General features: G+C 69.7%; 20 protein-coding genes. 19 read left to right on the forward strand and 1 reads right to left on the reverse strand.

What is annotated here, in order from left to right; genetic code table 11:
* Positions 1-87 precede the first annotated feature (87 nt).
* The 17 genes from puuE (at position 88) to BDK63_RS01230 (ending at position 18,056) form a co-directional block, all read left to right on the forward strand.
* On the forward strand, positions 88-1,026 hold the full coding sequence (puuE, locus tag BDK63_RS01150) for an allantoinase PuuE (protein WP_183329486.1): 939 nt from the start codon (positions 88-90) through the stop codon (positions 1,024-1,026).
* Between the two features lie 235 nt (positions 1,027-1,261).
* Positions 1,262-2,095, forward strand: coding sequence for a bifunctional allantoicase/(S)-ureidoglycine aminohydrolase (locus BDK63_RS01155; protein WP_183329487.1), 834 nt, complete (start codon positions 1,262-1,264; stop codon positions 2,093-2,095).
* Between the two features lie 238 nt (positions 2,096-2,333).
* Positions 2,334-2,819: an ureidoglycolate lyase gene (locus BDK63_RS01160; protein ID WP_183329488.1), complete on the forward strand. Its 486-nt coding sequence runs from the start codon at positions 2,334-2,336 to the stop codon at positions 2,817-2,819.
* Between the two features lie 179 nt (positions 2,820-2,998).
* Positions 2,999-4,774 (forward strand): glyoxylate carboligase, encoded by a 1,776-nt coding sequence (gene gcl, locus BDK63_RS01165; protein ID WP_183329489.1) that lies wholly within the window; start codon positions 2,999-3,001, stop codon positions 4,772-4,774.
* A 26-nt stretch (positions 4,775-4,800) separates the two neighbouring features.
* Complete coding sequence (hyi, locus tag BDK63_RS01170; protein ID WP_183329490.1) at positions 4,801-5,580, forward strand: hydroxypyruvate isomerase; 780 nt, start codon at positions 4,801-4,803, stop codon at positions 5,578-5,580.
* Between the two features lie 181 nt (positions 5,581-5,761).
* Positions 5,762-6,649: a 2-hydroxy-3-oxopropionate reductase gene (locus BDK63_RS01175; protein ID WP_183329491.1), complete on the forward strand. Its 888-nt coding sequence runs from the start codon at positions 5,762-5,764 to the stop codon at positions 6,647-6,649.
* Positions 6,650-6,857: 208 nt separating this feature from the next.
* Positions 6,858-8,198 (forward strand): glycerate kinase type-2 family protein, encoded by a 1,341-nt coding sequence (locus BDK63_RS01180; protein ID WP_221202454.1) that lies wholly within the window; start codon positions 6,858-6,860, stop codon positions 8,196-8,198.
* Complete coding sequence (gene pyk / locus BDK63_RS01185) at positions 8,195-9,679, forward strand: pyruvate kinase (protein ID WP_183329493.1); 1,485 nt, start codon at positions 8,195-8,197, stop codon at positions 9,677-9,679. Before BDK63_RS01180 ends, pyk begins: the two co-directional genes overlap by 4 nt.
* Positions 9,680-9,688: 9 nt before the next feature.
* The gene (locus BDK63_RS01190) at positions 9,689-10,957 is read left to right on the forward strand and encodes an amino acid deaminase (RefSeq protein WP_246385655.1); all 1,269 of its coding nucleotides are present in this window, start codon (positions 9,689-9,691) and stop codon (positions 10,955-10,957) included.
* Positions 10,958-11,039: 82 nt separating this feature from the next.
* Complete coding sequence (locus BDK63_RS01195; RefSeq protein WP_183329494.1) at positions 11,040-11,774, forward strand: GntR family transcriptional regulator; 735 nt, start codon at positions 11,040-11,042, stop codon at positions 11,772-11,774.
* Between the two features lie 107 nt (positions 11,775-11,881).
* Positions 11,882-12,709 carry a molybdate ABC transporter substrate-binding protein gene (gene modA / locus BDK63_RS01200; RefSeq protein WP_183329495.1) on the forward strand — a complete coding sequence of 276 codons (828 nt, stop codon included), beginning with the start codon at positions 11,882-11,884 and terminating at the stop codon, positions 12,707-12,709.
* Complete coding sequence (gene modB, locus BDK63_RS01205; protein WP_183329496.1) at positions 12,709-13,377, forward strand: molybdate ABC transporter permease subunit; 669 nt, start codon at positions 12,709-12,711, stop codon at positions 13,375-13,377. Before modA ends, modB begins: the two co-directional genes overlap by 1 nt.
* A complete protein-coding gene (locus BDK63_RS01210) occupies positions 13,370-14,515 on the forward strand; it encodes an ATP-binding cassette domain-containing protein (RefSeq protein WP_183329497.1) in 1,146 nt (381 codons plus the stop codon). Before modB ends, BDK63_RS01210 begins: the two co-directional genes overlap by 8 nt.
* Positions 14,512-15,084 (forward strand): DUF192 domain-containing protein, encoded by a 573-nt coding sequence (locus tag BDK63_RS01215; protein ID WP_183329498.1) that lies wholly within the window; start codon positions 14,512-14,514, stop codon positions 15,082-15,084. Before BDK63_RS01210 ends, BDK63_RS01215 begins: the two co-directional genes overlap by 4 nt.
* 120 nt (positions 15,085-15,204) lie before the next feature.
* The gene (locus BDK63_RS01220) at positions 15,205-16,215 is read left to right on the forward strand and encodes a DctP family TRAP transporter solute-binding subunit (protein WP_183329499.1); all 1,011 of its coding nucleotides are present in this window, start codon (positions 15,205-15,207) and stop codon (positions 16,213-16,215) included.
* A 64-nt stretch (positions 16,216-16,279) separates the two neighbouring features.
* Positions 16,280-16,759, forward strand: coding sequence for a TRAP transporter small permease (locus BDK63_RS01225; protein WP_183329500.1), 480 nt, complete (start codon positions 16,280-16,282; stop codon positions 16,757-16,759).
* Positions 16,749-18,056: a TRAP transporter large permease gene (locus BDK63_RS01230; protein WP_183329501.1), complete on the forward strand. Its 1,308-nt coding sequence runs from the start codon at positions 16,749-16,751 to the stop codon at positions 18,054-18,056. Before BDK63_RS01225 ends, BDK63_RS01230 begins: the two co-directional genes overlap by 11 nt.
* Positions 18,057-18,080: 24 nt before the next feature.
* On the opposite strand, the gene BDK63_RS01235 is transcribed toward BDK63_RS01230, so the two are convergent.
* Positions 18,081-18,617 carry a macro domain-containing protein gene (locus BDK63_RS01235; RefSeq protein ID WP_183329502.1) on the reverse strand — a complete coding sequence of 179 codons (537 nt, stop codon included), beginning with the start codon at positions 18,615-18,617 and terminating at the stop codon, positions 18,081-18,083.
* Between the two features lie 304 nt (positions 18,618-18,921).
* On the opposite strand from BDK63_RS01235, the gene BDK63_RS01240 reads away from it, so the two are divergent.
* On the forward strand, positions 18,922-20,310 hold the full coding sequence (locus BDK63_RS01240) for a KamA family radical SAM protein (protein WP_183329503.1): 1,389 nt from the start codon (positions 18,922-18,924) through the stop codon (positions 20,308-20,310).
* 280 nt (positions 20,311-20,590) lie between these two features.
* Positions 20,591-21,571: a TAXI family TRAP transporter solute-binding subunit gene (locus BDK63_RS01245; RefSeq protein ID WP_183329504.1), complete on the forward strand. Its 981-nt coding sequence runs from the start codon at positions 20,591-20,593 to the stop codon at positions 21,569-21,571.
* Positions 21,572-21,660 lie beyond the last annotated feature (89 nt).

A 21,660-nucleotide genomic window follows, 5' to 3' on the forward strand; every position in this document is an offset into this window, starting at 1 on the left:
ATCTTGTCTTTGTATACATAAAACTGTTCTTTCACGTTCCGGCTCCCGGGCCGTCGCGACAGCCGATAACAACCAGGAAGCTTCGCCATGACGCACGTTCCCTCATCCGACTACCCTCGTGACCTGATCGGCTACGGCCGCACGCCGCCCCACGCCAATTGGCCGGGCCGGGCGAAGATCGCCGTGCAGTTCGTACTCAACTACGAGGAGGGTGGCGAGAACTGCGTGCTCCACGGCGATGCCGGTTCCGAGCAGTTCCTCTCCGAGATCATCGGCGCGGCCAGCTACCCGGACCGCCACCTGAGCATGGAGTCGATCTACGAGTACGGCTCCCGGGCGGGGGTGTGGCGCATCCTGCGCGAGTTCGAGCGCCGCGGCCTGCCGCTCACCGTGTTCGGGGTGGCCATGGCGCTCGAGCGCCACCCGGAGGTGGCCCACGCCTTCAAGGAGCTGGGCCACGAGGTCGCCTGTCACGGCTACCGCTGGATTCACTACCAGGAGATGCCGGAGGCGCAGGAGCGCGAGCACCTCAAGCAGGCCATGGAGATCTTCCAGCGCCTCTACGGCGAGAAGCCCGAGGGCTGGTACACCGGCCGCGACAGCCCCAATACCCGCCGGCTGGTGCTCGACGAGGGGGGCTTCCTCTATGACAGCGACTACTACGGCGATGACCTGCCGTTCTGGACCCGCGAGGCCGACAGCCGGGGCGTCGAGCACGACCATCTGATCGTGCCCTACACCCTGGACACCAACGACATGCGCTTCGCCGCGCCCCAGGGCTTCAATACCGCCGACCACTTCTTCACCTACCTGCGGGATGCCTTCGACGTGCTCTATGCAGAGGGCGAGGAGTCGCCGAAGATGCTCTCCATCGGCATGCACTGCCGCCTGCTGGGGCGCCCGGGCCGCTTCCGCGCCCTGCAGCGCTTCCTGGACCATATCGAGGCCCACGATCGGGTCTGGGTGGCGCGCCGGGTGGATATCGCCCGCCACTGGATGGAGCATCATCCGGCACCGGCGCGCTGAGTCCATGCCGCGCTGAACGGCTCGAGGCTGATCCGGCGAACGTCTTTTCAACTGCCGCTGCCCGAAGCGAGAGGCGCCGGGGACAGGTCGTAGAGGGGGTCCTATGCCAGGAATGGCATCGGTAGCGCCCAGGGAGGGGTTCACAGCGCCACCTCGTAGACCTGTCGCCGGAACAGCCTCGAGCGATCTCGGCCATGGGCACGGTTTTCGGCCGTAGACTTATTCAGGACACCCCATGAAACCACGTACCTACTACGCCCCCGCCGGCGGCCATCCGCCCCAGACCCAGCTGCTCTCCGACCGGGCGGTATTCACCGAGGCCTATGCGGTGATTCCCAAGGGCGTCTTCGGCGATATCGTCACCAGCAACCTGCCGTTCTGGGAAGGGACCCGGCTGTGGGTGCTGGCGCGCCCGCTCTCCGGCTTCGCCGAGACCTTCTCCCAGTACATCATGGAGGTCGCCCCCGGCGGCGGAAGCCAGCGCCCCGAGCTCGACCCCGAGGCCGAGGGGGTGCTCTTCGTGGTGGAGGGCGAGATGACCCTGACCCTGGCCGGCGAGCGCCACGCCATGGGCCCGGGCGGCTACGCCTTCATCCCGCCCGGTAGCGACTGGCAGGTCAGGAACGAAGCCGAGGCGCCGGTGCGCTTCCACTGGGTGCGCAAGGCCTATGAGCGGGTCGAGGGCATCGAGGTGCCCGAGGCCTTCGTCACCAACGAGAACGACCTCGACCCCAACCCCATGCCGGGCACCGAGGGGCGCTGGGCCACCACCCGCTTTGTCGACCCGAACGACGTGCGCCACGACATGCACGTCAATATCGTCACCTTCCAGCCCGGCGCGGTGATCCCCTTCGACGAGACCCACGTCATGGAGCACGGCCTCTACGTGCTGGAGGGCAAGGCGGTGTACCACCTCAATCAGGACTGGGTCGAGGTGGAGGCGGGCGACTTCATGTGGCTGCGCGCCTTCTGCCCCCAGGCCTGCTACGCCGGCGGCCCGGGGCCGTTCCGTTACCTGCTCTACAAGGACGTCAACCGCCATCCCAGGCTGCGCCTGGGTAGCCGCTGAACATTCAGGCGTCTGCCGCGAGATTCGCGAGCTGCGTTGGCGGGGCTCGAGGCTGATCCGGCGGCCTGCTGAGATAGCGCCAGCGCAGGGGCGCCGGGGGCAGGCTGAAGAGGAGGTCATTTGCCATGGATGGCAAATGTAGCGCCCAGGGAGGGGGTCACAGCGCCTCCTCGCAAGCCTGCCCCCGGATCAGCCCCGGAATGCAGGCGGACTGACGAGTTAAACAGGAGGGCACAACATGCTTGAATTGAAAGCCGAGCCGCTGACCGCCGAGGCCTTCGCCCCCTTCGGTGAGGTGATCGACGCCCGGACGTCGGAGTGGTTTCCCATCAACGCCGGGCGCACCCGGCGCCACCACGACCTGGCGACGGTCGAGACCCTGGGGGAGGGCGCACGGACGCTGATCAGCCTCTTCGTCAGCCAGCCGGTGACGGTGCCCCTGGAACTCGACTTCCTGGAGCGCCACCCCCTGGGCAGCCAGGCCTTCATGCCTCTTCATGAAGAGAGGTTTCTGATTGTCGTGGCGCCGCCGGGCGAAACCATCGACCCCGCCGAGGTGCGCGCCTTCGTCACCGACGGCCGCCAGGGGGTCAACTACCGCGCCGGCACCTGGCACGCCATCCAGTCGGTGCTGGAGCGGGAAGGGGAGTTTCTCGTCGTCGATCGCGGCGGCGAGGGGAACAACTGCGACGAGCATCTGCTGGCGCTGCGCATCACCCTCTGAGCGCCTCCATGTTGCGTCGATAACAATACCCAAGCATTTGATTCTGCTTGGGTATTTTCATGCATATGGTAATATTGAAAATATTTTCCATATAATCTTGACGGGGTTGGGGTGGCGGCCTAATCTCGGTATACAAAATGATTTTCCAAAAACAAGACACCTCACTGGAGGATCCCGTCATGGCCCGCATGACCGCTGCAGAAGCCGCCGTTCACGTGCTCAGGAAGGAAGGCATCGATGTCGCCTTCGGGGTGCCCGGCGCCGCCATCAACCCCTTCTATGCCGCGATGCGCCAGGTGGGCGGCATCGACCATGTGCTGGCCCGCCACGTCGAGGGCGCCTCCCACATGGCCGAGGGCTACACCCGCACGAAGGCCGGCAACATCGGCGTGTGCATCGGCACCTCCGGCCCCGCCGGGACCGACATGATCACCGGGCTCTACTCCGCCAGCGCCGACTCCATCCCGATCCTCTGCATCACCGGCCAGGCCCCGCGTGCCCGGATGCACAAGGAGGACTTCCAGGCGGTGGACATCCAGGCGATCGCCGGCCCGGTCACCAAGTGGGCGGTCACCGTGCTGGAACCGGCCCAGGTGCCGCGTGCCTTCCAGCAGGCCTTCCACCTGATGCGCTCCGCGCGCCCGGGGCCGGTGCTGATCGACCTGCCCATCGACGTGCAGATGAGCGAGATCGAGTTCGACCCGGACACCTACGAGCCGCTGCCCGTCTACAAGCCGGCGGCCAGCCGGGCCCAGGTCGAGAGGGCGATCGCCATGCTCCAGGAGGCCGAGCGCCCGCTGATCGTGGCCGGCGGTGGCATCGTCAATGCCGATGCCAGCGACCTGCTCCTCGAGTTCGCCGAGCTCACCGGGGTGCCGGTGATCCCGACCCTGATGGGCTGGGGCACCATCCCCGACGACCACCCGCTGATGGCGGGCATGGTGGGGCTGCAGACCTCCCACCGCTACGGCAACGCCACGCTACTCGCCGCGGACTTCGTGCTGGGCATCGGCAATCGCTGGGCCAACCGCCACACCGGCAGCGTCGAGACCTACACCCGGGGGCGCAAGTTCGTCCACGTGGATATCGAGCCGACCCAGATCGGCCGTATCTTCGGGCCGGACCTGGGCATCGTCTCCGATGCCCGGGCGGCGCTTGCGCGCTTCGTCGAGGTGGCCCGCGAGATGCACCAGGCCGGCACCCTGAAGGATCGCGGCCGCTGGGCCGAGGAGTGCCAGGAGCGCAAGCGAACCCTGCTGCGCAAGACCCACTTCGACAACGTGCCGGTCAAGCCGCAGCGGGTGTACGAGGAGATGAACCGCGTCTTCGGCCGCAACACCCGCTACGTCAGCACCATCGGCCTCTCCCAGATCGCCGGGGCCCAGTTCCTGCACGTCTACAAGCCCCGCCACTGGATCAACTGCGGCCAGGCCGGCCCGCTGGGCTGGACCATCCCGGCGGCCCTGGGGGTGCGGCGCGCCGACCCGGAGGCGGACATCGTCGCGCTCTCCGGCGACTATGATTTCCAGTTCATGGTCGAGGAACTGGCCGCCGGCGCGCAGTTCAACCTGCCCTGGATCCACGTGCTGGTGAACAACTCCTACCTGGGGCTGATTCGCCAGGCCCAGCGCGGCTTCGACATGGACTACTGCGTGCAGCTCGCCTTCGAGAACATCAACTGCCCCGAGATCGACGGCTATGGCGTGGACCACGTCGCGGTGGTGGAGGGGTTGGGCTGCAAGGCGCTGCGGGTGACGCGACCCGAGGAGATCGCCCCGGCGCTGCGGGAGGCCCGCCGCATGATCGCCGAGTACCGCGTGCCGGTGGTGGTGGAGGTGATCCTCGAGCGGGTGACCAACATCGCCATGGGCACCGACCTGGACGGCGTCACCGAGTTCGAGGCCCTGGCCGAGAACGTCGAGGATGCGCCCACCTCCATCGCCGCCCTGACCTGAAGAACCAACGACCCAAGGAGTTCACGATGCCCAAGTTCGCCGCCAACCTCAGCATGCTGTTCACCGAGGTGGAGTTCCTCGACCGCTTCGCGGCCGCCGCCCGGGCCGGCTTCCAGGGGGTGGAGTACCTCTTTCCCTATGACTATCCGGCCGAGGAGATCAAGCGGCGCCTGGACGGCAACGGCCTGACCCAGGTGCTGTTCAACCTGCCGGCGGGCGACTGGGCCGCCGGAGAGCGTGGCATCGCCTGCCACCCGGATCGCGTCGAGGAGTTCCGCGACGGCGTCGAGCGCGCCATCGCCTACGCCCGGGTGCTGGGCAATACCCAGGTCAACTGCCTGGCCGGCATCAAGCCCCAGGGCGTCAGCGACGACGAGGCGCGCAGGACCCTGATCGAGAACCTGCGCTTCGCCGCCAAGAAGCTCGCGGACGCCGGCATCCTGCTGATCGCCGAGCCGATCAATACCCGCGACATCCCGGGCTTCTTCCTCAACCGCACCGAGCAGGCGCTGGCGATCTTCGACGAGGTGGCAAGCGACAACCTCAGGCTGCAGTACGACATCTACCACATGCAGATCATGGAGGGGGACCTGGCACCGACGATCGAGAAACACCTCGCGCGCATCGCCCATATCCAGATTGCCGACAATCCGGGCCGTCACGAACCGGGCACGGGCGAGATCCACTACCCCTTCCTGTTCGCCCACCTGGATCGCGTGGGGTACCGGGGCTGGGTCGGCGCCGAGTACAAGCCGGCCGGCCGCACCGAGGAAGGGCTGGGCTGGCTGGACGCGGTACGGAATTGAGAGCGCTGTTCATGGCGAGAGGCGCCGGGGGCAGGTCGGAGAGGGGGTCCGAGGACCAGGGATGGCCGAGGTAGCCTACAAGGAAGTACTCGTAGCGCCCCCTCGAGGGCCTGTCGCCGGAACAGCCTCGAGCGGTAAGTAGCCTTCCAACCAGGATGACAACGACAAGAGGAGAGTGATGATGAGCAAGATCGGATTCATCGGCCTGGGCATCATGGGCCGCCCCATGGCAGGCCACCTGCTGGATGCCGGCCACGAACTGGTCACCGTGCGCCGCGGCACCCTGGACGCCACCCTGGCCGAGAAGGGCATGCGCGAGCTCGACTGCCCCGCGGCGGTGGCCGGCGAGGCCGAGGTGATCATCACCATGGTGCCGGACACCCCGGACGTGGAGGAGGTGTTGTTCGGTGAGGGCGGCGCCATCGAGGGCCTGACGCCGGGCACCCTGGTGATCGACATGAGCTCCATCGCCCCCATCGCGACGCAAGGCTTCGCCAGGCGTATCCACGAGGCCGGCGGAGAGTACGTCGACGCGCCGGTCTCCGGCGGCGAGGGCGGCGCCATCAACGCGGCCCTGACCATCATGGTCGGGGCCACGGAAGAGGGCTTCGAGCGCGCCCGCCCGATCCTCGAGGTGATGGGCAAGACCATCACCCATATCGGCGGCCACGGCGCCGGCCAGACCTGCAAGGTGGCCAACCAGATCGTCGTCGCCCTGACCATCGAGGCGGTGGCCGAGGGGCTGCTGTTCGCCTCGAAGGCCGGCGCCGACGTGGCCAAGGTGCGCGAGTCGCTGCTCGGCGGCCTCGCCCAGTCGAAGATCCTGAACGTCCATGGCGCGCGCATGATCGAGCGCACCTTCGACCCCGGCTTCAGGATCAAGCTGCACCAGAAGGACCTCAACCTGGCCCTGGAGGGGGCGCGCAGCCTGAACCTGGCGCTGCCCGGCACCGCCAATGCCCAGCAGCTGTTCCAGGCCTGTGCCGCCCTCGGCGGCGCCGACTGGGACCACGCCGGCATCCTGCGCGCCCTGGAGGCACTGGCCGACCACCAGGTCGGCCAGTCATGAGTCTGTCCGCCGGCCAGGTGCCTGGCCGGCGGACGACGGGGAGGTGACTGCTCCCCGGGACAGGCGTCGGGTCGTCGTCTGTCCCGGCCACCCGCGGGTGGCCTTGCCCGGCGGCGGGTCCGTCCCGTGGCCGGGTCCTTTTCCACGACCCCCGATTTCCCTTTCCTGGCTGTCCAGGCCTGACCTGGAGGAGTGTCCGATGGTCGCGATGTCTTCCCCGCAAATCCGGTCCTCGGCGGCCGGGCCGCTGTCCCCGGCGAGCGACGATGCCCCGGCCTGGCTGCGCCGCCTGGCCGACGTCGCCGTCGACGCCGTGCACCCGCGCTCCCTGCTCCCGGGACGGCTGCCCGAGCCGCCCGCCGGGCGCACCCTGGTGGTCGGTGCCGGCAAGGCCGCGGCGGCCATGGCCGCCAGCCTGGAGCAGGCCTGGCAGGTGCGGCATCCCGAGGCCCCCCTGGCCGGCCTGGTGGTGACCCGCTACGGCCACGGGCCCGAGCAGGACGCCGCTTGCCAGCGTATCGAGGTGCTGGAGGCGTCCCACCCCATGCCCGACGGGCTGAGCGAACGAGCCGCCCGGCGCATGCTCGAGGCCGTCTCCGGCCTCGGCGAGAACGACCGGGTGATCGCCCTGGTTTCCGGCGGCGGATCGGCGCTGATGAGCCTGCCGGCGCCGGGCATCAGCCTCGCCGAGAAGCAGGCGATCAATCGCGCGCTGCTGCGCTGCGGCGCGCCGATCCGCGAGATCAACACCGTGCGGCGCCACCTCTCGGCCATCAAGGGGGGGCGACTGGCCGCCGCGGCCCACCCGGCGCCGGTGCTGACCTGGGTGATCTCCGACGTGCCGGGCGACGATCCGGCGCTGGTCGCCTCGGGGCCGACCCGGCCGGATGCCTCCACGGCGGGTGACGCCCTGGCGATCCTCGAGCGCTACGGGATCGAGATCCCGGCCGACGTGCGTGGGCACCTGGCGGGAGCCGGCGATGCCCCGCGTGCCACCGACGCCGGTTTCGCCCGTGACGAGGTGGCGGTGCTGGCGCGGGCCGGTGATGCCCTGGCGGCGGCGCGAGCGGCGGCCGAGGCGGAGGGCGTCGAGGTGCGCCTGCTGGGCGATGACCTGGAGGGCGAGGCCCGCGAGCTGGGGCGCGCCCAGGGGCGCCTGGCGCTCTCCCTGCGCGAGGCGCCTCGGGACAGGCCGCTGCTGCTGCTCTCCGGCGGCGAGACCAGCGTCACCGTGCGCGGCGACGGCCGCGGCGGGCGCAATGTCGAGTACCTGCTGGGGCTCCTTGAGGCGCTCAAGGGGGCGCCGGGCATCCACGCCCTGGCCATCGACACCGACGGCATCGACGGCTCCGAGGACAACGCCGGCGCGCTGTTCGCCCCCGGGGACTGGACGCGCGCCGGCCGGCTCGGTCTCGACCCCGTCGATTACCTGTCACGCAATGACGCGTATACTTTCTTCGAGGCGCTCGACCGGCTGATCGTCACCGGGCCGACGCGCACCAACGTCAACGATTTCCGTGCCATTCTGGTCTTGCCGAGGACACCATGACGCTTCCCCCCCACGCTCCGCTCCATGATCCCATCCGCCGTACCAAGATCGTCGCCACCCTGGGCCCGGCCAGCGACCGCGAGGGGGTGCTGGAGGCGATGATCGCGGCCGGCGTCGACGTGGTGCGCCTCAACTTCTCCCACGGCTCGCCCGACGACCATCGCCAGCGCCTGACCCGCGTCCGCGAGATCGCCGCCCGCCTGGGCCGCAGCGTCGCCGCCCTGGGCGACCTCCAGGGCCCCAAGATCCGCATCGCCCGCTTTCTTGACGGCGCCGTCGAGCTCGCCGAGGGCGCCCCCTTCGTGCTCGACATGGCCCTGGACGGCAACGCCGGCACCCGGGAGCGGGTCGGCTGCGACTACCGGCAGCTGATCGACGACGTCGCCCCGGGCGACCGCCTGCTGCTCGACGACGGCCGGGTGGTGCTCGACGTCACCGCCGTCCGCGGCCACGAGGTCCACACCACCGTGGTGGTGGGCGGCAAGCTCTCCAACAACAAGGGCATCAACAAGCAGGGCGGGGGCCTCTCGGCGCCGGCGCTCACCGACAAGGACCGCGCCGACCTCGCCACCGCGGTGGCGATCGGCGTCGACTACCTCGCCGTCTCCTTCCCGCGCACGGCCGCCGACATGGCCGAGGCCCGCGCGCTGCTCGGCGAGGCCGGCGCCGAGATCGGCCTGGTGGCCAAGCTCGAGCGCGCCGAGGCGGTGGCCGACGCGGCCACCCTGGACGGCATCATCGAGGCCTCCGAGGCGGTGATGGTGGCCCGCGGCGATCTCGGCGTGGAGATCGGCGACGCCCAGCTGATCGGCATGCAGAAGCGCATCATCAAGCGCGCCCGCACGCTGAATCGCGCGGTGATCACCGCCACCCAGATGATGGAGTCGATGATCGAGTCGCCGCTGCCCACCCGGGCCGAGGTGTTCGACGTGGCCAACGCGGTGCTCGACGGCACCGATGCGGTGATGCTCTCCGCCGAGACCGCCGCCGGCGACTTCCCGGTGGAGACCATCGAGGCCATGGACCGGGTCTGCCTGGGCGCCGAGCGCGAGAAGATCGCCCAGTCGTCCGGCCACCGCATCCACGAGGGCTTCTCGCGGATCGACGAGACCATCGCGCTGTCGGCCATGTACGCCGCCAACCACCTCTCCGGCGTGGCCGCCATCGCCTGCATGACCGCCACCGGCTACACGCCCTTGATCGCCTCGCGCATCCGCTCGGGGCTGCCCATCGTCGGCCTGGCCCACAACCCGGTGGCCCAGCGGCGCATGGCGCTCTACCGCGGGGTGGTCTCGCTGCCCTTCGATACCCGCGACATGGCCCCCACCGAGCTCAACGACCGGGCGCTGGCGCTGCTGGTGGAGAAGGGCATCGCCGAACCCGGCGACCACGTGATCCTGACCCGGGGCGACCACATGAACGCCCACGGCGGCACCAACACCCTGAAGATCCTCGACGTGAACGAGAGTCACGAAGGCTGAGGAGGCGTCATGCAGGACACGATGCCGACCCTCGACTGCCCGCCCGGCGGTAGCAAGGGGAGCGTGGAGAGCGGCCGGGAGCTGCTCTCCGGCGTCAACCTGCCGGCCGCGGTGGTCCATGAGGCGCCCCTGGCCCATAACCTGGCCTGGATGCAGGGCTTCGCCGAGTCGCGCGGGGCGCGCCTGGCGCCCCACGGCAAGACCACCATGGCCCCGGCGCTCTTCCATCGCCAGCGGGAGGCGGGCGCCTGGGCCATCACCCTGGCCACCGCCCCCCAGTGCCGCTCGGCCTTCGCCCATGGGCTCTCTCGCCTGCTGCTGGCCAACCAGCTGGTCGGCGAGGCCAACATGGCGATCGTCGCCGGGCTGATCGAGGCCGGGGCCGATATCACCTGCGTGGTCGACGGGGAGGAGAACGTCCGCCAGCTCGGCCGCTACTTCGCGGCCCGCGGGCTGCGCCTGAAGGTGCTGATCGAGCTCGGTATCCCGGGCGGTCGCTGCGGCTGCCGCGACCATGACCAGGTGATGGCCCTCGGCGAGCGTATCGCGATGGAGCCGGCCCTGGTGCTCGCCGGGCTCGAGGGGTACGAGGGGGTGATCCACGTCGCCGAGCCCGAGGTCGAGGTGCGCGCCTATGCCTGGCGCCTGGTGGAAGCCGCCCAGGCGCTGGACCGCGACGGCCTGATCGAGGCGGCCAGCCCGATCATCACCGCCTCGGGCTCGGCCTGGTACGACCTGGTCGCCGAGGTCTTCCAGGCGGCTCGGCTCGGGCCCCGCTTCGTGCCGGTGCTGCGTCCCGGCTGCTATGTGGTCCATGACCACGGGCTCTACCACGAGGCCCAGGGGGGCGTGCTGGCGCGTCGCCCCGAGCTGGAGCGGGGCCTGGCGCCGGCGCTGGAGGTGTTTGCCCAGGTGCAGTCGCTGCCCGAGCCTGGCCTGGCCATCGTCGCCATGGGCCGCCGCGACGTCGGCGGCGACCGCCTGCCGATCCCACTGCGTCGCTATCGCGAGGGCGGTGATCCGGCGCGACCGTGGGGTGTTGCGGGCTGGGAGGTCGTCAAGCTGATGGACCAGCACGCCTTCGTGCGCCTGCCCAGGGCGGGTGAGGGCGCCGAGGATGAGCTGCGCGTGGGTGACGTGCGCGTTGGCGACGTGCGCGTGGGCGATATCGTCGCCTTCGGGGTCTCCCACCCCTGCCTCACCTTCGACAAGTGGCGGACGGTCCTGCGGGTCGACGAGCGCCTGGTGGTCCGCGAGGCGATGGCCACCTGCTTCTGATCCTGTATACAATCAGGCGCCAGGATGGTGTCATTCTTCGCCAAACGTGCGAAGGTGCTGGCAGGTGACTCGAGGGCGTCGTATGAGCAGGAGCTGGAAGGAAGAGGTGGAGGCCGCCGTGCTGGCGGGCGAGCGGATCAGCGACCGGCATATCGTCGAGCGGGTGCGGCATGCGGTGCTGACCCAGCGGCTGCCGCCGGGCACGCGGCTGCCGGAGGTGTCGCTGGGCGAGATCTTCGGGGTGAGCCGCTCGGTGGTGCGCAAGGCCTTGACCCGCCTGGCCGCCGACCATGTCATCGACCAGCGCCCCAACCAGGTGGCCCGGATCCGCGCGCCGAGCATCGCCGAGACCCGCGAGACCTTCGCGGCCCGCCGCCTGGTGGAGGGCGAGGTCGTGGCGCTGCTGGCCGTGCAGCTGGATGCCGAGACGCTGGAGGGGCTGGCCCGCGAGGTGGAGCGGGAGGCCGAGGCCCACACCCGCGGCGACGAGCCGGCGCGCATCGCCCACTCCCTGGCGCTCCACCACCGGCTGGCCGAGCTGTCGCCCAACCGGGTGCTCGGCGCCATGCTCACCGACCTGATCCTGCGCACCTCCATCGTCATCGCCCTCTACAAGCGGCCCTCGCTGGCCTCCTGCTTCCTCGAGGGAGACCATCCGCAGCTGCTCGCGCGGCTGCGCGAGGGCGATGCCGAGGGGGCGCGCCGGGTCATCGAGGCCCACCTGGAGGCCCTCCAGGCGCTGCTCGACCTGGGGCCCCGCGAGACCGAGACCGACCTCAGGGCGATCTTCGGCGGCCTGGCCACCGTCCGCTCCTGAGGGCCTTGACCCCCGTCATCGCGGCGCCAGTGCGTTGGCACGCATGCCTTGTGGCGATCCGGGCCCTGGCCGACAATGCGCGCATCCTCAACGACCCGGAGGTTCCGATGCGTCCACGATGCGCGGCCTGGCTGCTCGGCCTGGCGCTGTCCTTCTCCGCCACCCTGGCCAAGGCCGACGTGCCGACCGTGGCGGCGGCCTCGTCGCTGCAGTTCGCCTTCCCGGCGCTGATCGAGGCCTTTCGCGCGGAGACCGGCGGCGAGGTTCGCGTGAACTTCGGCTCATCGGGCAACTTCCGCCGCCAGATCCTGCAGGGCGCTCCCTTCGAGCTGTTCCTCTCCGCCGACGAGATCAACATCGATGCCCTGGAGGAGGCGGGACGCCTGGCTGGGGAGAGCCGGGTCTATGCCGTGGGGCGCCTGGTATGGCTGCAGCGAGCGGGGCGCGACGACCTGCCCGAGGCGGACGACCCGCTGGCCGGGGTGCGCGAGGCGCTGGCGGCCCATGCGGCGGGGGAGGGGCGGCCGCGCATTGCCCTGGCCAATCCGGAACACGCCCCCTACGGAATCGCTGCCCGGGAGGCCCTGGAGCACGCCGGGCTCTGGGAGGAGACGACGCCCCTGCGCGTGTTCGGCGAGAACGTCTCCCAGGCCGCCCAGTTCGCGCTGACCAGCGACGCTCGCGGCGGCCTGGTGGCCGAGTCGCTGGCGCTGGCTCCCCAGCTTGCCGAGCGCGGCGAGTACGTGCTGATCCCCGAGGCCTGGCATGCCCCCCTGGTGCAGCGCATGGGGCTGGTGCAGGGAGCCGGCGAGACCGCCCGGGCCTTCCACGCCTGGCTCCAGAAGGCGCCGGCCCGGGAGATCCTGACCGACCATGGCTTCCGGCTGCCTGCCCCTGAAACCCCACCCACCGACGCGGGAGACGCCACGCCCTGATGGACTGGACGGCCCTCTCGGTCTCGCTGCGCCTGGCCGCCTTCACCTGCCTGCTGCTGCTCCCGGTGGGGCTCTGGCTGGGGCGTACCCTGGCCACCGCCCGCTTCCGCGGCAGGCCGCTGTGCGAGGCGCTGGTGGCGCTGCCGCTGGTGATGCCGCCCACGGTGCTGGGCTTCTACCTGATGCAGGCCTTCGGCGCTGAGGCCCCCTTCGGCGGGCTCTGGGCCCGGCTGTTCGACTCGGGGCTCAACTTCACCTTCACCGGCATCCTGATCGCCTCGCTGGTGGCCAACCTGCCCTTCGCCGTGCAGCCGATCCAGCGGGCCTTCGAGACGGTGCCGGCCAACCTGCGCGAGGCGGCCTGGTGCAGTGGGCTCTCGCCCTGGCAGACCTTCCTGCGCATCGAGCTGCCGCTGGTGTGGCCGGGGATCATCTCGGCCCTGGCGCTGACCTTTGCCCACACCCTGGGCGAGTTCGGGGTGATCCTGATGGTGGGCGGGGCCATCGACGGCGAGACCCGCACCCTGGCCATCGCCATCTACGACCGGGTGCAGGCCTTCGACGAGACGGGCGCCGGCATCATGTCGGCGATGCTGCTGCTGGTCTCCTTCGTGACCATCGGCGTGGTCTACGGCCTGGCGGGCCGGCGGAGGTGGCGACGTGTCTGAGACGGAAAGCCCCAACGCGGCGCGCCTGTCGGTGAGCCTGCACCAGCCGGGCCCCATTCCCCTGGCGGCGGACTTCCACTGCGAGGCCGGCGAGCTGCTGGCCCTGGTGGGGCCCTCCGGCAGCGGCAAGACCACCCTGCTGCGGGCCATCGCCGGCCTGGCGCGCCCCGGGGCGGGGCGGGTCAGCGTCGGCGGGGAGAGCTGGTTCGACGCCGAGGCGGGAACCTGCCTCTCGCCCCAGCGCCGTCGCGTCGGCCTGGTGTTTCAGGACTATGCGCTCTTCCCCCACCTGACGGCGCTGGGCAACATCATGGTGGCTCTCGATCATCTGCCGGCCCGGGAGCGTCGCGAGCAGGCCATGGCCTGGCTCGGCCGGGTTCGCCTCGACGGGCTGGCCGACCGGCACCCCGCCGAGCTCTCCGGCGGCCAGCGCCAGCGGGTGGCGCTGGCCCGTGCCCTGGCGCGAAGCCCTCGGGTGCTGCTGCTCGACGAGCCCTTCTCGGCGGTGGATCAGGTCACCCGGCGCCGCCTGCAGCGTGAGCTGGCCATGCTGCGCGAGCAGATCCGCATCCCCATCGTGCTGGTGACCCATGACCTGGACGAGGCGGCGGCGCTGGCCGACCGGCTCTGCGTGCTGCACGCCGGCCGTACCCTGCAGGCGGGTCCGCCGGAGGCGCTGTTTCGCCGGCCCGCCTCGCCCGAGGTGGCCCGGCTGCTGGACCGCCACAACGTCTTCGCGGGCGAGGTGGTGGAGGCGGGCGGCAGCCGGCAGCTGCGGTGGGGGCCCTGGCGGCTCGAGGTGGCCGAGGGCCTGGCGGCACTGTCTCCCGGCACCCGGGTCAGCTGGTACCTGCCGCCCTCCGACGTGGTACTGCATCGGCGCGGGCGCCCCTCCCTGGGCGAGCGGGAGAATCCGGTGACGGCGCGGGTCGACGAGCTGGTGGTGCTGGGCGGCATGACCTCGGTGTCGCTGGCCTTCGACCATGCCCCCCAGACCCTGAGCTTCGAGATCGCCACCCATGCGGCGCGCCGCAACGGGCTGGCCCGCGGCGAGACGGTGCAGGTCTCGCTGCTGGCCGAGGGGATCCACCTGATGCCCGACGATGGACCGATTGCCACCCCGAGGAATACCACATGATCCCGACACGACGCCTGATCCTGGCCGGCCTGGCGGCCCTGCCGCTGTCTCTCGCCCTGTCACCTGCCCCGCTGCTGGCCACCGAGGGGGAGCCGCCGACCCTGGAGACACTGCCGCTGGTGATCCATGGCGAGGCGCGACGGCACGCCTTCACGGTGGAGGTGGCGCGCACCATCCCCGAGCGCAGCCGAGGCCTCATGGAGCGCGACCACCTCGACGAGGAGGCCGGCATGCTGTTCCTCTATCGGGATGCCCAGTCGCCCCGTAACGGCTTCTGGATGTACCGTACCCGCATCCCGCTGGATATCGCCTTCATCGGCGAGGACGAGCGCATCGCGGCGATCCGCACCATGCTGCCCTGTGCCTCCGACCAGCCCTCGGCGTGCCCGGTCACCTATCCCGGGGTGTCCTATCGGGCGGCTCTGGAGGTCAATGCCGGCACCTTCGAGCGGCTGGGCATCGCCGAGGGCGACTGCGTCAGCTGGCCCGGCAGCGCGGGGCACTGCCTGCCGGCGCCGGACGGCGGCGAAGGCGCCGACCCGGGGGCGTCGTCGGCCCCCGACGAATAGCCCCGACGAACCGGGGAGGGCGACGGGCTATCATTCAACGCAGCGCCTCGTAGACTATTTCCTTCCGACAACAATCATGCCGTCCGGCATCCCGCCGGGTGGCTGCCGCAAGGACACGCCATGACCACCACACGCCATCTCGCCAAGCTGGCCGCCACCCTGGCCGGCGCCGCCGTGCTCAGCGCCTCGCTCTCCGCCCAGGCCCGCGAACTCTCCGTCTCCACCGTGCTCTCCGATGCCTTCCCCTGGGGCCAGGCGGCCGAGAAGTGGGCCGAACTGGTCGAGGAGCGCACCGAGGGGCGCCTCACCCTGCGCGTCTATCCCAATTCCCAGCTGGTGGCCGGCGACCAGACCCGCGAGTTCTCCGCCATGCGCTCCGGGCTGATCGACGCCGCCGTGGGCTCCACCATCAACTGGTCGCCCCAGGTGCCGGAGCTCAACCTCTTCTCGCTGCCCTTCTTCCTGCCCGACGAGGCGGCGGTGGACGCCGTGACCGGCGGCGAGGCCGGCGAGATGATCTTCGAGGCCATCGAATCCCGCGACGTGATCCCGCTGGCCTGGGGCGAGAATGGCTTCCGCCAGCTCTCCAACTCCCGCGGCCCGATCAGTGAGCCCGGCGACCTGGACGGCCTGAAGATCCGCGTGGTGGGCTCGCCGCTGTTCCAGGACACCTTCAACGCCCTGGGCGCCGACCCCACCCAGATGAGCTGGACCGACGCCCAGCCGGCGCTGACCACCGGCGCCGTGGACGGCCAGGAGAACCCGCTCTCGGTGTTCGACGTGGCGCGCATCGACCAGGTGGGCCAGCAGCACCTGACCCTGTGGAACTACATGAACGACCCGCTGATCTTCGCCGTGAATCGCCAGGTGTGGGACTCCCTGGATGAGGGTGACCGCGAGATCCTGCGCGAGGCGGCCGTGGAGGCCGGCCAGTGGGAGATCGCCATGACCCGCGAAGAGGAGGGCGAGCGCCTGGCCGCCATCCAGGAGCGCGGCGTCAACGTCACCGAACTGACCGATGAACAGTACCGGGCCTTCGTCGAGGCCACCGCCGAGGTCCATGACAAGTGGGTGCCGCGCATCGGCGAGGCGCTGGTCGAGGCGGCTCGCGAGGCCGTCGAGGCGCGCTGAGTCCCGAAGCATGCCACGCCCGTCGCCCCCGCATCCGGGGGCGACGTCATTTCATGAGGTCGACATGAAACTCACTCCCGATGCCCGCCCGGAGCGCTGGCTCGCCTCCCTGGCGCTGGTGATCATCGCGCTGATCAGCCTCGGCAACGTGGTCACCCGCTACATCACCGGCGGCTCGCTGGCCTTCACCGAGGAGTTTTCGGTGTTCCTGCTGGTGGTCCTCACCTTCGCCGGCGCCGCGGTGGCCCTGCGCCGCAACGGCCACATTCGCGTGGGCCTGCTGGAGCGGGCGCTGCCGTCGGCGCCGCGCAAGGCCCTGATCCTCTTCCAGTGGGGCTGTGGCATGGCGGTGCTCGGCCTGATCACCTGGTTCGGCGGCAAGCTGGCCTGGCAGGAGTACCAGTGGGAATCGCTCTCGCCGGGGCTGGGCCTGCCCCAGTGGTGGTACATCGTCTGGCTGCCGCTGCTCTCGGCGGCGATGATGATCCGCCAGACCCAGCAGACCCGGGACCGGCTGAGCGGGAGGCTCGCCGATGAGCCCTGACCTGTGGATGCTGCTGGCCTTCGCGGGCCTCTTGATCGCCGGGGTGCCGGTGGCCTTCTCACTGGGCCTGGCCGGCGCCGTGGGCATCCTGGCCGGGCTGCCGCCGGCGATGCTGGCCACGCTGGGCACCAACACCTACAACAGCATCGCCAAGTACCCGCTGATCGCCATTCCGCTGTTCATCCTCACCGGGCTGATCTTCGAGCGCTCGGGGGTGGCGCTGCGCCTGGTGCGCTTCGCCCAGGCGCTGATCGGCCCGCGCCACGGCGGCCTGGCCCTGGTGGCGGTGCTGGTGTGCATGATCATGGGCGGCATGAGCGGCTCGGGGCCGGCGGACGCCGCCGCGGTGGCCATGGTGATGCTGCCGAGCATGACGAAGGCAGGCTACCCGAAGCCCTTCTCGGCGACCCTGATCGCCGCCTCGGCCTCCACGGCGATCCTGATTCCGCCCTCGGTGGCGCTGATCCTCTACTCCATCGTGGTGCCGGGGGTCGACCTGCGCGCGCTCTTCGCCGCCGGGCTCTTCCCCGGGATACTGGCCGGCCTGGCGCTGCTGGTGCCGGCGCTGCTGGTCTCGAAGCGCTATGGCTGGGAAGGCGGGACGCCGGTGGCGGGCGCCGAGCGCCTGAGGGTGGGGGAGACCTTCAAGCAGGCGCTGCCGGCTCTCTTCGCCCCGGTGCTGATCCTCGGCGGCCTGCGCTCCGGGCTCTTCACCCCCACCGAGGCGGCGGTGGTGGCGGTGGCCTACGGGGTGGTGATCGGGCTCTTCGTGACCCGCGAGATCGGCCTCCGGGACCTCTGGTCGCTGTTCGGCGAGGCGGCGGTGATCTCGGGCGTGGTGATGCTGATCATCGCGCTCGCCGGCATCTTCGCCTGGGCCGGCACCATGCTCGGCACCTTCCGCGACATGGCCCAGTGGATCATCGCGCTGACCGACAACGGGGTGCTGCTGCTGATCCTGATCATGCTGGCGGTGCTGGCCGCCGGCATGCTGCTCGACGCCATCTCCATCTACCTGATCCTGATGCCGATCCTGATCCCGGTGATGCAGCACTTCGAGTGGAACCCGGTGTGGTTCGGCATCCTGCTGGCCATGAACATCGCCATCGGCCAGTTCACGCCACCGGTGGCGGTGAACCTGATGGTGACCACCGAGGTGGCGAAGATCCGCCTGGAGCAGACCGTGGGCTGGGCGCTGCTCTTCGTGGTGGCCATGGCCGGCGCCCTGGCGCTGGTCGCCGTGTTCCCGGAGATCGCCCTGTGGTTGCCGCGCACCCTCGGCTACAACGTCGGCTAGGGCCCTGGTCGATCGCGACGTGAATCAGCGCTTTTCAGATTCAGATTGCTGCAGGGTCGCCAGGGTGCGCCGGTAGAGCTCGGCGCTCTCGGCATCGAAGAGCACGAAGCGCACCCGCTCGATATGCGGGCAGTCGGGCAGGGTGGTGAGCACCGTGGCCAGCGCCACCCGTGCCGCATCGGCCGGCGGGTAGCCGAAGGCCCCGGCGGAGATCGCCGGGAAGGCGACGGAGGCGATGCCGTGCGCCTCGGCCAGGGTCAGGGCGTTGCGGTAGCAGGCGGCAAGCAGATCGTCGGCGGGCTCGTCCACGCCATAGACCGGGCCCAGGCAGTGGATGACGTGGCGGTTGGGCAGGCCGAAGGCCTCGGTGATCACCGCCTCGCCCGGTCGGATCGGGGCCAGGGGACGGCAGGCGCGGTCGAGTTCGGGGCCGGCGGCGCGGTGCAGGGCGCCGGCCACGCCCCCGCCGGGATGCAGCCGGGCGTTGGCGGCGTTGACCACGGCATCGACGTCGGGCTGATGGGCGATATCGCCCTGGAAGCACTCGAGGGAGGCGTTCATGGGTCTCCTCCTGGGTGGGACTGCCACCTCCCAGTCTGGCCGTTCCCCGGGACCCCGGGCAAGCGAGGGGGCGATGCCTCGGCGCCTGCAGCGCCTCACGGCACAGCGGATCCGCAAGCCGGCGCAGTGAGGCGACCGTCTCGAATCAAGTGTTGCATGATCTGTGCTTTCGCGTGACATTCGTTGCAAATCGACGCAGGAAGTTGCACTTTCTCGTCCTGGTCTGTACCAATAGCCTCCCCCGATGAGAAGACGGTGGCCCCTGCCGGCAAGGCCAGGCCCCGGACAACGAAGAGGAGGCGAGATGAACCAGCGCGTCAGTATCGAGCTCGGCAGCCCCGAGGCCGAGGCCTTCGAGGCCCGGCAGTTCAAGGTCTATACCCACCGCCAGCTCGACAAGATCGAGGCGATCCAGAACCTGCCTGACGACCTGCGCTTCGACATGCGGGTCGTCAGCCAGGTGCTGCCGTTCCGGGTCAACGAGTATGTGATCGAGGAGTTGATCGACTGGAGCAACATCCCGGCGGATCCGGTCTTCCAGCTCACCTTTCCCCAGCGCGGCATGCTGCGTCCCGAGCACTACGACGAGGTGGCCGAGCTGGTCCGCCGCGAGGCCTCCGCCGCCGAGATGAAGCCGGTGATCGAGCGGGTTCGCAGCGAGCTCAACCCTCATCCGGCGGGGCAGATGGACCTCAACCTGCCGCTGCTTGACGGCGAGCCGCTGCCGGGCATGCAGCACAAGTACCGCGAAACGGTGCTCTTCTTCCCCAGCCAGGGCCAGGTGTGCCACAGCTACTGCACTTTCTGCTTCCGCTGGGCGCAATTCGTGGGCGACAAGGACTTGAAGTTCGCGTCCAGCGAGGCGGATTCCCTTCACCGCTACCTGGCCGAGCACACCGAGGTCACCGACCTGCTGATGACCGGCGGCGATCCCATGGTGATGAAGGCCAAGCACCTGCGCCAGTACCTGGAGGGGCTGATGGCGCCCGAGCTGGACCACGTCCAGGACATCCGCATCGGCACCAAGAGCCTGACCTTCTGGCCCTACCGCTTCGTCACCGATCCGGACGCCGAGGATATCCTCGAGTTGTTCAGAGAGTTGGTGGCTGCTGGGAAACATGTCGCCTTTATGGCGCACTTCAACCACTGGAAGGAGATGGACACCCCCATCTGCCGCGAGGCGATCCGCCGCATCCGGGCCACCGGGGCGGAGATCCGCACCCAGGCGCCGCTTCTGAAGCACATCAACGACGATGCCGACCAGTGGGCGAGGATGTGGACCACCCAGGTGCGCCTGGGGATGATCCCCTACTACATGTTCGTGGAGCGCGACACCGGCGCCCGCCACTACTTCGAGGTACCGCTGGTGCGCGCCTGGGAGATCTACCGCGCGGCCATGAAGCAGGTGCCTGGCCTGGCGCGCACTGCCCGTGGGCCGTCGATGTCCGCCGATCCCGGCAAGGTGGAGATCCAGGGGGTCACCGAGATCAAGGGTGAGAAGGTCTTCGTGCTGCGCTTCATCCAGGGCCGCGACAGCGACTGGGTGCAGCGCCCCTTCTTCGCGAAGTACGACGAGGAGGCGACCTGGCTCAACCACCTGGAGCCCGCGCTGGGCGAGAGCGCGTTCTTCTATGAGGCCGAGTTCGCCGCCATGAAGGACGAGAAGCAGGCGTTGATCATGAAGGCCTCCTGAGCCACCTTGGCCCCACGGCCGCCCGCGTCACTCCTCGAGAACCGCGCCACGGCGCGGTTCCTTTGTTGCGGCGCAACAAGAAGTTAACGTTTCATAAACGCGGGCAGGCGCTAGACTCTCCTCATGGACACCGGAAATCTGCCTGACCTGAGCGATGTCATGGTCAGGTATTTTCTCTGGCGTAATTTTTTCCGCTAAAGTAGGAGAGAGTGGTAGATTCGCAGGCCTCGGGCCGCGAGCTGCCCGATAACGAATGCCTACAACGTCAAGAGGTATGTTCATGAAACGCCATGCATTCTCGGCTGCTGCCTTCTCCGGTGCGCTTCTGGGTGCCGCCATGTTCTCGGCCCCGGCCGTGGCGCAGGAACGCTTCATCACCATCGGCACCGGCGGCCAGACCGGCGTGTACTATGTGGTCGGCCAGTCGGTCTGCCGCATGGTCAACCGCGGGAGCGATGAGCACAACATCCGCTGCAACGCCCCCTCCACCGGCGGCTCCGTGGCCAACGTCAACGGCATGAAGAGCGGTGAGCTGGACATGGGCGTGGTGCAGTCCGACGTCCAGTACCGCGCCTACCACGGCGAGGACAACTTCGCCGACGACGGTGCCTGGGAGGAGATGCGCGCCGTCTTCACCATGCACGGCGAGCCGCTGACCGTGGTCGCCCGCGCCGACTCCGGCATCGAGCACATCAGCGACTTCCCGGGCAAGCGCGTCAACATCGGCAACCCGGGCTCCGGCCAGCGCAACACCATGAACGTGGTGATGGACGCCATGGGCTGGGATACCGACACCTTCTCGCTGGCCTCCCAGCTGGACGCCGCCGAGCAGGCCGCGGCCCTGTCCGACAACAACATCGATGCCATGGTCTACGTGGTGGGCCACCCCAACGGCTCCATCCAGGAGGCCACCACCACCATCGATGCCCGCCTGGTGCCGGTGACCGGTCCCGAGATCGACGAGATCATCGAGGCCAATCCCTTCTACACCCGCTCGGTGATTCCCGGCGGCGTCTATCGCGGCAACGACGAGGACGTCGAGACCTTCGGCGTGGCGGCCACCTTCGTCACCTCCACGGCACTGGACGAGGAGATCGTCTACGAGACCGTCAAGGCGGTGTTCGAGAACTTCGACCGCTTCAAGCGCCTGCACCCGGCCTTCGAGAACCTCGAGGAGGAGCACATGATTGCCGATGGCCTGACCGCACCGCTGCATGACGGCGCGGCCCGCTACTACCGGGAGCGTGGCTGGATCGAGTGATCCCGGCAGTGAAAGCCAATCACCCGTGGTGATCGATGCGCGGACCCCCTCGGGGCGTCCGCGCATCTCGTTGGTGACTCGGCTTCCTG

This window comes from Halomonas campaniensis (assembly GCF_014193375.1).
Lineage (GTDB): Bacteria > Pseudomonadota > Gammaproteobacteria > Pseudomonadales > Halomonadaceae > Halomonas > Halomonas campaniensis.